10 protein-coding genes are annotated in these 14,331 nt (G+C 63.5%); 4 read left to right on the plus strand and 6 right to left on the minus strand.

What is annotated here, in order from left to right; translation table 11 throughout:
• Positions 1–91 precede the first annotated feature (91 nt).
• Complete coding sequence (locus VT84_RS16120) at positions 92–1,015, minus strand: DUF1559 domain-containing protein (protein WP_082840256.1); 924 nt, start codon at positions 1,013–1,015, stop codon at positions 92–94.
• 123 nt (positions 1,016–1,138) lie between these two features.
• Positions 1,139–2,755 carry an NAD(P)/FAD-dependent oxidoreductase gene (locus VT84_RS16125; protein WP_082840257.1) on the minus strand — a complete coding sequence of 539 codons (1,617 nt, stop codon included), beginning with the start codon at positions 2,753–2,755 and terminating at the stop codon, positions 1,139–1,141.
• Between the two features lie 198 nt (positions 2,756–2,953).
• On the opposite strand from VT84_RS16125, the gene VT84_RS16130 reads away from it, so the two are divergent.
• From VT84_RS16130 to VT84_RS16140, 3 genes are all read left to right on the plus strand, one after another.
• Positions 2,954–6,193 (plus strand): DUF1553 domain-containing protein, encoded by a 3,240-nt coding sequence (locus VT84_RS16130; protein ID WP_082840258.1) that lies wholly within the window; start codon positions 2,954–2,956, stop codon positions 6,191–6,193.
• 90 nt (positions 6,194–6,283) lie between these two features.
• On the plus strand, positions 6,284–7,768 hold the full coding sequence (locus VT84_RS16135) for a DUF1501 domain-containing protein (RefSeq protein WP_082840259.1): 1,485 nt from the start codon (positions 6,284–6,286) through the stop codon (positions 7,766–7,768).
• Between the two features lie 243 nt (positions 7,769–8,011).
• The gene (locus tag VT84_RS16140; RefSeq protein WP_082840260.1) at positions 8,012–9,280 is read left to right on the plus strand and encodes a Gfo/Idh/MocA family protein; all 1,269 of its coding nucleotides are present in this window, start codon (positions 8,012–8,014) and stop codon (positions 9,278–9,280) included.
• A 79-nt stretch (positions 9,281–9,359) separates the two neighbouring features.
• Here the strand turns inward: VT84_RS16140 and VT84_RS16145 are convergent, their stop codons facing one another.
• Positions 9,360–9,629 carry an acylphosphatase gene (locus tag VT84_RS16145; RefSeq protein WP_082840261.1) on the minus strand — a complete coding sequence of 90 codons (270 nt, stop codon included), beginning with the start codon at positions 9,627–9,629 and terminating at the stop codon, positions 9,360–9,362.
• Positions 9,630–9,851: 222 nt separating this feature from the next.
• Here VT84_RS16145 and malQ point away from each other — a divergent pair, with 222 nt between their 5' ends.
• A complete protein-coding gene (gene malQ, locus VT84_RS16150; RefSeq protein WP_082840262.1) occupies positions 9,852–11,369 on the plus strand; it encodes a 4-alpha-glucanotransferase in 1,518 nt (505 codons plus the stop codon).
• 3 nt (positions 11,370–11,372) lie between these two features.
• Here malQ and iscX read toward each other — a convergent pair whose 3' ends face one another.
• From iscX to VT84_RS16165, 3 genes are all read right to left on the minus strand, one after another.
• Positions 11,373–11,585, minus strand: a complete 213-nt coding sequence (gene iscX, locus VT84_RS16155) for a Fe-S cluster assembly protein IscX (RefSeq protein WP_052555307.1) — start codon at positions 11,583–11,585, stop codon at positions 11,373–11,375.
• Between the two features lie 17 nt (positions 11,586–11,602).
• Positions 11,603–13,465: a molecular chaperone DnaK gene (dnaK, locus tag VT84_RS16160; protein ID WP_239465865.1), complete on the minus strand. Its 1,863-nt coding sequence runs from the start codon at positions 13,463–13,465 to the stop codon at positions 11,603–11,605.
• A 172-nt stretch (positions 13,466–13,637) separates the two neighbouring features.
• Positions 13,638–14,315 (minus strand): DUF4282 domain-containing protein, encoded by a 678-nt coding sequence (locus VT84_RS16165; RefSeq protein ID WP_052555313.1) that lies wholly within the window; start codon positions 14,313–14,315, stop codon positions 13,638–13,640.
• Positions 14,316–14,331 lie beyond the last annotated feature (16 nt).

A 14,331-nucleotide genomic window follows, 5' to 3' on the forward strand; every position in this document is an offset into this window, starting at 1 on the left:
TTGACTGACGCGCGGTTGAGAAACAGACCTGTTTCCCGACCGCGCGTCGTATTACTCAATATCAGATCCAGGCACTCGACCCTGTTGAAAGTCAGTTCGCGGGGACGATTTCACCCTTGGCTGCGGTAACCATGTAAGCGACGGTTTTGGAATCGGTGCTCTTGGAGAGGAACCGAACCGAGCCATCGGCGAAGGCACAGTTCACGCCGTTTGTGTGGAAGCTGTACGCCCCCTTCCCGTACTCGTTCGTGCAACCGATGAGGCACGGCCCGGCCGCGGTTCCGTCGGCCAGGCTACCGCCGAACCAGTTTTCTCCGTTTAGTGGGTCGCCCCAACCGCCCCCGAGGTTGGCGCCGGTTACCAACTGACCGTTCCGGTACAGGGCGTTTCGTCCCGCGCTCTCGATCAGCATGATCGTGTTCGACGACCCGTCGCTCACCGATAGGATCGGTTGTTTCATGTTCGCGCGGATCACCCCGTGCCGATCGCCGCCGGACGGCGGCCCGATGATAATGTCCCATACGCTGCCAAGAATGCCGCTCGTGGGAGCGTAGTCCGAGCAAGCTGCCGAATATCCCGGCAAACCCGACACAACTCCGGCCGGAGTCGCGTTGATCCGGTTCGGGTTCGGTGTCGAGGGGCACTGGAACGTTTTGAGTTGGTTCTGGATCAGAGCCGCGTTGGGCGCCTGAAAGAAGTGCGCGTTCATGTTGTACTGGGAAAACAGTGCGGTCTGTTCGATGTCCGGGAGGATACGCACGCCCCAGCCGTGCAAATACGGCTCCGTAGCAGTGGGGGGATAAGTGTAAGCCGCAGGGAATCCGTTGTTTCGGTCGTGGTAGTTGTGGAGGGCCAGCCCGAGTTGTTTCAGGTTGTTGGAGCAACTCATGCGAGCGGCCGCTTCTCGCACCTTCTGAACTGCGGGTAACAACAGCCCAATCAGGATCGCGATGATCGCGATCACCACTAGCAACTCAATGAGCGTAAATCCGCGCCGACGCTGAGCGAAAGACATGAAAAGTCTCCGGAGAAGAGCACCGGGTGTGGCAGCGATATGAATGACCGGTTGCTCGTCGTGCTAGTAGAGCGGATTTCCTCTCTCAAGGGAAGAGCACGTGCAAAAATAGTAGTATTCTTCTCACCCAATTCGCGCATATTTTGCGACTATGGCGCGAGCTGTGCGAAGCCCGTCTACTGCCGCAGAAATTATGCCCCCAGCATAACCTGCTCCCTCGCCCACCGGGTACAGCCCGGGAATGCCGGGTGATTCTCGCGTGTCACTAGTGCGATCGATGCGCACCGGCGAACTCCCGCGAGACTCTGGCCCAGCAAGAACCGCGTCCGCGAGGAACCGGCCGTGCCAGCGGCGGTCCATCTGAGGTAGACCGTGTGCGACGGCTTCGGCCACAACGGGTGGAAGCACCGCACGAAGATCAGTCCCAATCACACCACGCGGGTAACTAGATTTCGGTGCGGACGGCGATGACGTTCCGCGAACGAAGTCCCGCGCACGCTGAACGGGAGCCTTGTAGTCGCGACCCCCGCCAATCTCGAACGCCTTCGCCTCGTACTTCTCTTGCAGGCGCATCCCGGCGAGTACGTCCGTTCCTTCAAATGCTTCGACGGGTACCGTCACGACCAGTCCGCTGTTCGCGTGTACGGAATCGCGCTTCGAGAGGCTCATCCCGTTGGTCGCGAAATAGCCGTCCTGCGACACGCTGGGGATGATGTACCCGCCGGCACACATGCAGAACGTGAACAGGTCGTGCGTGCCGCTCGCGACGAGCGAATAGTCCGCGTTCCCGAGTAAATCTTCGTACCGCTCGTGACGCGGGCCGAACTGTACCGCGTTGACCACGTCTTGCCTGTGCTCGATGCGCACCCCGAACTGGAACGGCTTCGGCGCCATCGGAACGCCGCGCTGCGCGAGCATCCGGTACGTGTCGCGTGCGCTGTGCCCCACTGCGAGTGCCACAACGGAAGCCGGGATGAACCCGGATGACGTACTCACGCCCTTCAGACCGGCCGCGTCGAAGTGCAGGTCTTCGACGCGCGTGAGGAACCGCACCTCGCCGCCGAGGTCTTCGATCCGCTGGCGGATCGCCTTCACCACGGCCGGGAGCCGGTTGCTCCCCAGGTGCGGGCGGTGGTAGTAGAGAATGCTCGGCTTTCCGGGCTGTTGGCCCTTGCACTCCGCGAACAATTCCAGCACTCGGAGCACGTCCGGTCCCGTTCCCCGGCACGTCAGTTTGCCATCGGAGAACGTCCCCGCACCGCCCTCACCGAAGAGGTAATTGCTTTCGGGATGGAACGTCCCGCCCTCGTCGAAAGCCTTCACATCGCGAATGCGGTCGTTGACTTTTGTGCCGCGCTCGAGCACGATCGGGCGGTAACCGAGCTGCGCGAGAAAGTACGCACACACCAATCCGCCGGGACCGGACCCGACCACGACCGGCCGGTGCGGGAGCGGTGCTGCTCCCGGTTCCGGCATCGAAAACGCCGGTTCTTGGTGGAGTTCGACCTGGGCAACGCTCGGAGCGCGTGCGACGACGGTTTGTTCGTCGGCCTGAAGATCGACCTCGAAGTTGTAAACGAAGCGGAGCTGCCGCTTGTCTCGGAGATCGAGGGCTTTGCGGACGATTTTCCAGCGCCCGAGGTCGGGCGCGTTCACCCCCAGTGCGCGAGCCAGGTGTGCGGGGAGGGCGGACTCCGGTTCTTCGACCGGCAGGCGCAGATTCGAGACACGAATAGACATGCGGATATTTTACACAATGCGGCGATTTGGGGCCGTAAACACTCGCGTTTCGACCGCGGCCCGTGTATCATACCGATTGATCGCTAGCCCTCCAACGCACGCGCCTTCGGCCGCCGACTTCGTGACTCCCACGAACGCGGTCACAATCGAATGTAAGTTCTCTCCCGCAAATTAATCGACCCGACCGAGGCCGTTTCCATGCTTCGTTCCCGCTTTCCCCTTCCACCGCTCGTGTGCGTCGCACTCGGTGCGGTGGTTTTCACGCCGTTTCGCCCGGCCGCAACCGCGGCCCCGCCCGAAAGCCCGGCGCTCAATGCCGCACAAAAGGCGAAGGCGAACAGCAGCGGTATCGAGTACAACCGCGACATCCGGCCGATTCTCGCGGAGAACTGCTTCGCGTGTCACGGGCCGGACAGCGCCGCACGTAAGGCCGGTCTCCGACTCGATCTGCGCGAGGCCGCGATCGAGGGCGGGGCGATCGTTCCGGGCAAGCCGGACAAGAGCGACCTAATTGCCCGCATCCACGCGGACGGCGACGAGGGGCTGATGCCGCCGGCGAAATCGAACAAAGTGCTGAAACCGGAACAGCGGGAGTTGCTCAAGAAGTGGATCGCGGCGGGCGCGGAGTATCAGCCCCACTGGTCGTTCATCACCCCGACGCGGCCCGAAGTACCCGCGGTGAAGGACAAGAAGTGGGTGCGGAACCCGATCGATGCGTTCGTGCTGGCGAAGCTCGAAGCCGCGGGGTTGAAGCCTGCTCCGGAAGCCGACCGCCGGACGCTCGCTCGCAGACTGGCACTCGACCTCACCGGATTACCGGCGGTGCCGGCCGACGTCGAAACGTTCGTGAACGACAAGGACGCGAACTACTACGAGAAGTTCGTCGACAAGCTCATGGCGTCGCCGCACTGGGGCGAGCACCGCGGCCGGTACTGGCTCGACTACGCCCGCTACGCCGACACCCACGGCATTCACTTCGACAACTTCCGCGAGGTCTGGGCCTACCGCGACTGGGTCATCCAGGCGTTCAACGCGAACCAGAAGTTCGACCAGTTCACGATCGACCAACTCGCGGGCGACTTACTTCCTAATCCGAGCCTCGACCAGCGAGTGGCGACCGGCTTCAATCGCTGCAACATCACGACGAACGAAGGTGGCGTGATCCCCGAGGAGTACGTCGTTCTGTACGCACGCGACCGGACGGAAACGACCTCGCAGGTGTGGATGGGGCTCACCACCGGGTGCGCGGTGTGCCACGACCACAAGTACGACCCGGTTTCGCAGAAAGACTTCTACGCACTGTCCGCGTTCTTCAACAACACCACGCAGAACGTGATGGACGGCAACGTCCACAACACGCCGCCGATCATCCCGGTGCCGAAGTCCGAGGACCGCGCCCGGTTCGATGCGGTCGTCAAAGAGCTCGCTTCGGTGACCCAGAAGATCGCGGCCCGACGCGCGGCCGCTCGTCCGGACTTCGACAAGTGGCTGACCACGGCGACCGCGGCGACCGTTCTGCGCGAGAACCCGATCAAGGGGCTGCGACTACATGCCCCGCTGACCGACGGCACGGGAACCGAAACGCGGTTCGCGGTGGACGGCCAAGTTCGCTCCACGAACTTCGGCGACGCATTCACCTGGGCCGCGGGGCCGCGGGGCGGGAAAGCCCTTCAGGTGAAGCCCGCCGGGTCTGGCGTACCGGTGTCGATCCCCGAGGCGGGGAACTTTGACGGCCAAAAGGAAGCGTTCACCGCGTCCGCGTGGGTGAAACTCACGCGCGGGGCAAACGGGGCGGTCATCGCCCGGATGGACTCGGCGAAGAAACACCGAGGCTGGGACTTGTGGGTCGAGGGCGACCGGATCGGCGCGCACATCATCAACGAGTTCCCGGAGAACGCGCTGAAGGTCGTGAGTAACACGCCGGCGCCGATGAACCAGTGGGTCCACGTCGCGCTGGTTTACACCGGCACTCCTTCGCCGGAAGGGATCACGATCTACGTGAACGGGCGCCCCCAATCGGTGGCCGTGCCTTACAACTCGCTGAAATCCACGACGCTGACCGAGGTGCCGTTCACCGTCGGCCAGCGGTTCACCGGCGAGGGGCGGTTGCTCGGTGCGAGCATCGAAGACGTCCGCCTGTACGACCGCCAACTGACGAAGAGCGAGATCGATCAGCTCGCTCGTTACGGCGCTGCGGCCGATGCACTCGCCAAGGCAGCCGACAAGCGCACGCCAGCCGAAACCGACGTCGCGTTCAACTGGTGGCTGGCGACGTTCGATAAGCCGACACGCGACCTGGAAGCCGAGAGCGCGAAACTCCGGGCCGAAGACGCGGCGATCAAGGCGCGCGGGACGATCGCACACGTGATGAACGAGCGCACGGACGCGCAGCCGGGCGCGTTCGTGTTGTTCCGTGGCGACTACGATAAGCGCCGCGACGCGGTCAAAGCGGACACACCGAAGGCCATGCCGCCGATGTCGACCGAATTGCCGCGCAACCGGCTCGGGCTCGCGAAGTGGCTCGTCTCGAAAGACCACCCGTTGACGACCCGCGTCACGGTGAACCGGTTCTGGCAGGAACTCTACGGTACCGGCTTGGTCCGCACGAGCGGTGACTTCGGTATCGCGGGCGAACTGCCGAGTCACCCGGAACTGCTCGACTGGATGGCACTGGAGTTCCAAAGCTCGTGGGACGTGAAGCAGTTCTTCAAGCTGCTCGTGACCTCCGCGACGTACCGGCAGGCCGCGATCGCGACCCCGGAGAAGCTCGATAAGGACCGCGACAATCGGCTGATGTCGCGCGGGCCGCGGTTCCGGATGGACGCCGAAATGATTCGCGACCAGGCGCTCGCCGCGAGCGGGCTGCTCGTCCGCAAATTGGGCGGCGCGAGCGTGAAGCCGTACCAACCCGAGGGCGTGTGGGAAGCGGTCGCGATGATCGGCTCGAACACCCGAGACTACCGCCGCGATACGGGCGAGAACCTGTACCGCCGGAGCATGTACACGTTCTGGAAGCGCTCCGCACCGCCGGCCGCGATGGAAGTGCTGAACGCGCCCAACCGCGAGACGTGCAGCGTGCGCCGCGACCGCACGAACACGCCGCTCGCCGCGCTGCTCACGCTCAACGACGTGCAGTTCGTGGAGGCGGCCCGCGTGCTCGCGGAAAAAACCATCGGTTCCGCTACAGGCGACGAGAAGCGGATCGACTTCATCGCGCAACTGCTGTTGGCGCGCTCGTTCCGGGCCGAGGAACTCGCAATCGTGACGGACGTGCTCACCAACCTGCGCTCGCACTACAAGGCAAAGCCGGACGAAGCAAAGAAACTGATCGCGTTCGGTGAATCGAAGGCCGATGCGAAACTCGACCCGAGCGAACTGGCCGCGTGGACCATGCTCGCGAACCAGTTGATGAACTTGGACGAGGTGCTGAACAAGTAGTGGGTTTTGCCTAGCCGGGTGGAGAAACGTTCCACTCGGCTAGGCACCGCGTAGCTCTTACACGAACACAACCAATACACGAGACCCACAATGACCCTTTTCGATAATCCCCGCGCCCTCGAACTCACTCGGCGCCACTTCTTCGCCTCCACGGGCGTTTCGCTCGGCGCGATGGCACTGGCGAGCCTCACCGGGCGCGCCGCCGAACGCGCGCCGATGCCGAAGGGCGGCGCTAACACCGAAACCGGCGTCGGGGCGGCGCTGCCGCAAACGCACTTCCCCACGAAGTGCAAGAACGTCATTTACTTCCACATGGTCGGCGGCCCCTCGCAACTGGACCTCTATGACTACAAGCCGAAGATGCAGGACTTTTACGACAAAGACCTGCCCGAGAGCGTCCGCAAGGGTCAGCGGCTCACCACGATGACCAGCGGCCAGGCGCGGTTCCCGATCGCGCCGAGTAAGTACAAGTTCACCCAGCAGGGCAAGTGCGGGATGTGGATTAGTGAGGTGCTCCCGCACACCTCGAAAATGGCCGACGACCTCGTGTTCATCCGGTCGATGCACACGGAGGCCATCAACCACGAACCCGCCATCACGCACATGCAGACCGGGAACATGGTCACCGGGCGCCCGTGCCTCGGTGCGTGGGCCAGTTACGGTCTGGGGTCGCTCAACCAGAACCTGCCGACGTTCGTGGTGATGGTCGCCAAGCCGAGTAACCAGGAGCAGGTGCAGGCCATCTCCGCCCGATTGTGGCAGTCGGGCTACCTGCCGGGCGAGCACGCGGCGGTGAGCTTCCGCGCCGCGAACGACCCGATCCTCTTCATCAACAACCCGCCGGGCGTGTCCCCAGAAGTCCGGCGCGCCACGCTCGACGGGCTGAATAAGCTGAACGAACTGAACCACGGACTACTCAACGACCCGGAGACGAAGACCCGCATCGCGCAGTACGAGATGGCGTACCGGATGCAGTCCAGCGTGCCGGACCTCGCGGACCTCTCGAAGGAGCCGCAGAACGTCCTCGACCTGTACGGCCCGGACGTGAAGAAGTCCGGGAGCTTCGCGCACACCGCGCTCACCGCGCGCCGGCTGGTCGAGCGCGGGGTGCGGTTCGTGCAGGTGTACCACAACAACTGGGACCACCACGGCAACCTCGGCGGGCGCATGCCGGACCAGTGCAAGGACGTGGACCAGCCGTGCTGGGGGCTGATCCAGGATCTCAAGCGCCAGGGACTGTTCGACAGTACGCTCGTGATTTGGGGCGGTGAGTTCGGCCGGACGATCTACAGTCAGGGTGGGCTCTCGAAGACGAACTACGGGCGCGACCACCACCCGCGCTGCTTCACGATGTGGATGGCCGGCGGCGGGTCGAAGGGGGGCACCATCTACGGCGAAACGGACGACTTTAGCTACAACATCGTGAAGAACCCGGTCCACGTCCGCGACCTGCACGCGACCATCCTGCGCCTGCTCGGGATCGACCACGACAAGTTTAGCTACCGGTACCAAGGGCTCGACCAGAAGCTCGTCGGCGTCGAGAAAGCGAACGTCATCAAGGCATTGATCGCCTGAGCGAGTGAGAAAAGAGATTTGACAGGATCAACGGGATCGACCGGGTTTTCAATCTTGTAAATCCCGTTGATCCTGTCAAAAACGTCTTCCGTCTTTTGGCGCCCCGGTGCGAACTCGGCGCCCCCCCCCAAAAAGAAGCTCTCGCCCATCTCAATTGCCGGGCAAAACTGTAGCCTCAGCCCTGGTCTTCGCGCACAATAAACATTCCTGCCGATCCTCTCCCGTTCCCAGTGAGAACTCACGATGTCAGACACGACGCGCCGCGCCTTCATTCAGACTTCGGCCGCGACCGCGGCCACAGCGAGCCTCCTGCCCGGCGCGTTCGCGGCCGGGGACGGGACGCTCAAGGTCGGCCTCATCGGGTGCGGTAACCGCGGGACCGGCGCCGCGCGCGAGGCACTCCAGTCCGACCCCAAGGTCAAACTGGTCGCGATGGCCGATGCCTTCATGGACCGGTTGGAGGACAGCCTCACCAATCTGAGCGGCATCAAGAGCATCGCCGGTAAGGTGGACGTGCCGAAGGAGCGCCGGTTCGATGGGTTCGACGGCTACAAGAAGGTGATCGAGAGCGACGTGGACGTGGTGCTGCTCACCACCCCGCCGGGCTTCCGCCCGCTGCACCTCGAAGCGGCGATCAAGGCCGGGAAGCACGTGTTCTGTGAGAAGCCGGTGGCCGTGGACGCGGCCGGCGTGCGCTCGGTGATCGCCACATCGAAACTCGCGAAGGAAAAGAACCTCAGCCTGTGCTCCGGGTTCTGTTACCGGTACGACCTCGCCAAGCGCGAGACCGTGAAGCGCATCCACAGCGGGATGATCGGTGACGTCGCGGCGATGCACGTCACGTACCTCACCGGGTCCATCTGGCACCGCGGGAACGACCCGAAGTGGTCCCCGATGGAGTTCCAGATGCGGAACTGGTACTACTTCACGTGGCTCAGCGGCGACTTCATCGTCGAGCAGCACTGCCACAACTTCGACAAGGCGCACTGGGTGTTCGGGAAACTGCCCGTATCCGCGACCGCAGTGGGCGGGCGCCAGGTGCGCCGCGACCCGAAGTTCGGGTACGTCTACGACCACTTCGGCGCGACCCTGGAGTACGAGAACGGCGCGAAACTGTTCTCGTTCTGCCGCCAGACCGACGGGTGCGACGGGGACGTCAACGACCACGTCATGGGCACGAAGGGTTCCGCGCAACTGATGGACCACACGGTCACCCCGACCGAGGGCAAGGGGTGGGCGTTCGGGAGCGCGTCGAAGGTGCGGAGCATGTACCAGGTCGAGCACGACGAACTGTTCGCCGGCATTCGTTCCGGTAAGCACATCAACGACGGCGAGAGCGCCGCGCACAGCACGCTGATGGCGATCATGGCCCGCGAAGCGGCCTACACCGGCAAGAAGATCACCTGGGCCGACGCGCTCAACGCGAAGCAGAACCTCTCGCCGAAGGAATATGCGTGGGGACCGATCGCGACGCCGCTGGTCCCGATGCCCGGCACCTACCGGTTCAGTTGAGCACCGCGGAACGTAATCGCGCCCGGCACAAATTGAGTGCCGGGCGTGGTCGTTTTTTGGGCAGGCTGGCACGGCAAATTCAGTGGGCGATGCGGAACCCAGTGAGTGCTTGATCCGGTTCGCGCTCGAACGTTTCTTCCGCAGTGATGTGATCGGCCATGCGCTCGCGGACGTCGGCCAGAAACGTTTCGATTGCGCTACTCTCCCCGTCCGCGAGCAACTCGACGCGGCCGTCCGAGAGGTTCCGTACCCATCCGCGGATTTGTGGGTGCGTGCGTGCTATCCACGCGGTCGTCGCACGGAACCCGACGCCCTGAACGTGGCCCGAGTAGTACACGACCTTCGCCATTGCCCGTCTCCTCTTCGCGGTCCGCGTGCCGCCTTTGATTGAAGCTCTCGCTTCATCCTAACGCGATCAAACGTGTCGGGCGCGTAGATCGCAGTCCCGAGCGAACCGAACTCACGTTTCTGTGTTTGATCCGTGTTCTTCTGTGTTCATCCGTGGCGGCTCTTCTCTCTTCTCTTCTCATCTGATACCCCAAATGGAGACATTTCCGCGCCGAGGGTCCGTATGGCCACGCCGTCACTCCCGCGATCGTCCGGTATCCTGCTCCACCCCACGAGCCTGCCCGGTCCGTTCGGGATCGGCGACCTCGGCCCGATCGCCTACCGGTGGGTGGAGACACTCGCCGCGATGAAACAGTCGTGGTGGCAGATCCTCCCACTCGGTCCCACCGGAGCGGGCGACTCGCCCTATCAGTCGCTCTCCGCGTTCGCGGGCAGCGTCAACCTGCTCAGTCCCGAGCTGTTGCAGCAAGACGGCCTCGTTAGCACCGATCTGTGGGCGAACGAGCACTTCGCCGACGGGGAGATTCAGTTCGATCGGGTCACGCCGTTCAAAACGAAAATGCTCCGGACCGCGTGGGACTCGTTCCGCGGGGGCCGGGCCGCGCACCTCAAGCACGACTTCGAGAACTACTGCACGGCCGAGGCCGGGTGGCTCGATGGGTTCGCACTGTTCGTCGCGATTCGCGAGGCTCTCGGGAACACCGGGCTGCTCGCGTGGCCACCGGACCTGCTGCGCCGGAACCCCGTCGCGCTGGGGGAACTGGAGAAACAGATCTCGAGCGAAGTGCTGATGCACAAGTTCGGGCAGTTCCTGTTCGATCGCCAGTGGACCGCGCTGAAAAAGTTCGCGGCCGACCGGAAGGTGAAGATCATCGGCGACGCGCCCATCTTCGTCGCACTCGATTCGGCCGACGTGTGGGCACACCCCGACGAGTTCCTCCTGGACCCGGACCGGAAGCCGACCGTCGTTGCGGGCGTGCCACCGGACTACTTCAGCGAGGACGGGCAGCACTGGGGGAACCCGATCTACGACTGGGACCGCATGGAAGCCACCGGCTACTCGTGGTGGTGCGCCCGCGTACTGCGGCAGTTGAAGCAGGTCGATCTGATCCGGCTCGATCACTTCCGCGGGTTCCGGCAGGCGTGGCACATTCCGGCGGAAGAACTGACCGCGCGCGTCGGGAAGTGGGTGGACGGCCCCGGAATGAAGCTGTTCGAGCGACTCCGGATCGCGCTCGGCGGGCTGCCCCTGATTGCCGAGGACTTGGGTGTGATTACGCCCGATGTGGTCGAACTGCGCGACGCGCTCGCGCTGCCGGGGATGCGCGTGATCCAGTTCGCACTCGAAGGGCCGCCCAACTTGCACTGGCCCCACAACTACGTGCCCAACTGCGTGTGCTACACCGGCACACACGACAACGACACCGTTCAGGGCTGGTACGCGACCCTCAACGACCGCGATCGGCACTACCTCGCGCTGACACTTGGAAAGGGCGTCGGAGACGTGTCGTGGGACCTGCTTCGTGAAGCGTGGGCGTCGGTCGCGACGGTCGCAATCGCGCCGCTCCAGGACGTGTTGAGTTTGGGGAGCGACGCGCGGATGAACAAACCGGGCGTCGCGACCGGGAACTGGCGCTGGCGGTTCCGACTCGACCAGTTCCGGGGGGACGTGATTCAGCGGATGGCCGACCTCACGACGCTCTACAACCGCGTCCCGGTCGAGCCGAAGCCCACAGCGTAACCGCTACTCGTCGCCGTACTCGTCCTTCCACTCCTCGTACCACGCCATTTGGATGGCTTCGAGGAGTTTTTCGTTCGACTCGTTCGGCTTACCGGTGAACCCTTCGAGGTTCATCACGTGCTTGTGCAGGTCCGTGAACCGCACCGAGAGCGGGTTGATCGTATCGAACTGGTCGAACAGCGCTTCGCCGATTTCGCGCGCGTCGGTCCACGTCATGGGATTCTCCAACCGCCTTACAGCTTGTCCGGGTTCAGGTCGCTCGCGTCGGTGCCGCCGAGCGATTGCCGAAGTACCTCGTTCATCACCAGCGTTGCGAGGGGATTCGTGGCCGCTCCGAATTCGTCAATGGAGCGCTGTAGCACGTTCAGCTCGGACCCGGCGATTGCCGATCGCAAAGTTTCGCTCGCCGAAGCGATCGCGGCGCGCTGATCCGGTGCGAGTCTTTCAGCGGCCTGCGCGAGCGCCTTCTGGGTGTGACGCAAGTCGTTTTCGGCTTTGTTCCGCAGCTCGATGAGCCGGCGCGTGGTGAAGTCGTCTTGTGCGTTCTCGATGCTCTCACTGACGAGCCGATCGACCTCTTCGGTTGTGAGGCCGTGGGCCGCTTGCACGGTCACTTGTGCCTGCGTGCCGCTGCGCTGTTCCTTGGCGGAAACGGTGAGGATGCCGTTGTGGTCCACGATGAACGTGACATCGACCTGCGCGAACTGCGCCGGCATCGGCGGGATGCCCGACAGCTTGAACGTGCCGAGGAACCGGCAATCCTTGGTGAGTTCGCGCTCGCCCTGGTAGATGTTGACGAGGATCGCGGTCTGGTTGTCGGCGCCGGTCGTGTACCGTGTGGTCGCGCGGGCGGGTACGGTGGCGTTGCGGTGAATCAGTTTGTCCACCACGCCGCCCAGCGTCTCGATCCCGAGCGAGAGCGGTACCACGTCGAGCAGGAGCATGTCCCGGCGCCCGCTCGTGAGGATGTCAGCTTGCACCGCAGCGCCCAGCGCAACGACCTCGTCCGGGTTCAGCCCCGTGTGCGGCGTTTTGCCGAAGAACTCACCGACCCGCTTGCGCACGAACGGGATTCGCGTCGACCCGCCGACGAGAACCACTTCGTCGACTTGGGCCGGTGTGAGGTGCGCGTCACGTAGTGCGGCCTTGCAGCGGTCCAAACTGCGATCGATGAGTGGCCGAATCAGTTCCTCGAACTCGGTCCGGGTAACAGTTCGGCGGAACGGAGCGAGTGACGCCCGGCTAGCGTTTTTGGACGCACGCAAATCGACCACGAGTTCGCCCGTGTCGCTCGCGCTGAGGGCGATCTTCGTTTTTTCGGCCGAGTCGCGAAGGTGTTGGAGCAGTTCCGGGTCTTTTTCCGCCCCCTGGAGATCGAGCCCCATCTCTTCGGCCGCGACCTGCATCAGCAACCGGTCGAAGTCGTCGCCGCCGAGGTAGGTGTCGCCGTTGGTCGCGAGCACCTTGAACACGCCCTCGGCGAGCGACAGCACGGAACAATCGAACGTTCCGCCACCCAGGTCGTACACCGCGATCGTACCGGCCCCGCGGCGATCGAGGCCGTAAGCGAGCGCCGCGGCGGTCGGTTCGTTCACGATGCGCAGCACATCGAGTCCCGCGATACGGCCGGCGTCACGAGTGGCCTGGCGCTGAGAGTCGTCGAAGTACGCGGGGACCGTGATAACCGCTTTCGTCGGGTTCCCGGCGCGCTTGCGCACCTCCTTCAGGATGAGTGCGGAAAGTTCTTCCGGTGTGTACTCGCGCCCGCCGATGTCGACGTGGAGCACCTTTCGGCCGTCCGCCGTTTCGCGCTCGACGATCTGGTGCGGGATGAGTTCCAGTTCTTTCTTCAGGTCCGCGAGCGTGCGCCCCATGAGGCGCTTCACGCTGAAGATCGTGTGTTCCGGGTCGGACAGTGCCCGTTCCTTTGCGGCGCTCCCGACCAGTACGGACCCGTCGTCGTGGAAGGAAATACAACTCGGCACGAGCGCGGCGCCCGCCGCGTCGCGCACAACGACCGGGCGCCCGTTTTCGACATACGCGGCGAGACTGAAGGTGGTTCCCAGATCGATACCGACAACGGACGGGTTCATCATGGTGTCGCGGCGGTCGCCGGTTGGCTCTCGAAGTGTCTGCGGGTGCGAGTGCGTGGAAACTCGATCTCCACCCGCGGAAACGGATTTACTGAAAGGGCGATCAAGGGTACCGGCTCGCGGCCTCCGCCTTTCGGAGCAATCAGTGCCCGTGCCAAACAACTCCCGAGTGACCTCAGGGGGTCGGTGGGTGGCTCTTCTCCAAAAGTGTTTTGATCTCACCCAGTCGGTCGTACATTGCGAAACCGAGGAGGATGATTTCGCAGTAAATTCTCGTCAGCAGGAGATAAAACGGGACAGCGATCAAGAGGTACAAGATCCCGCCAAAAATAAGTTCTATCTTGCCCGTGACCAACCCGTACAGGGAGGCAACTAAACCAATACCAACAAGAATCAGAGCAATGAGAAAAAATGTCAGCTTGACGAATAGAGGAGCGACGAACTCCTTGAAGAACAGGAAGTCCTTCAGAACACTCTTTCCACCTCCGGTCCGTCGCGGCTTGCGGACCGGGAGGTCGTCCTCTTCATCGTCCTCGTACTTCCGCTTCTTCTTGACGTCACGAGCGTCGTCCTCGTCGTCCCGAAAGCGCTCCTTGGAAGGCCGAGGGGCTTTGGCGCCCCGAGACGACTTCCGCTCGTCTTCTTCCGCGGCGTCAAAATCGAACGCCCCGCCGCTTGCAGCGACGGGCGCTGGTGCGGAGGGCGGGGGGGCTTTCGCGGGTGCGTTCTGGTAATCGAGACCTTCATCGGTGACAACGACCGGGGTGCCGCAGTTCTTGCACGTGAACTTGCGGCCGATGACCGAGGCGCTCACGTTGTACGCGGTTCCGCACTTAGGACAGGCGTTCTTCATGGAGAACTCGATGCGG

The sequence above is a fragment of the Gemmata sp. SH-PL17 genome, from assembly GCF_001610855.1.
Taxonomy (GTDB): Bacteria; Planctomycetota; Planctomycetia; order Gemmatales; family Gemmataceae; genus Gemmata; species Gemmata massiliana.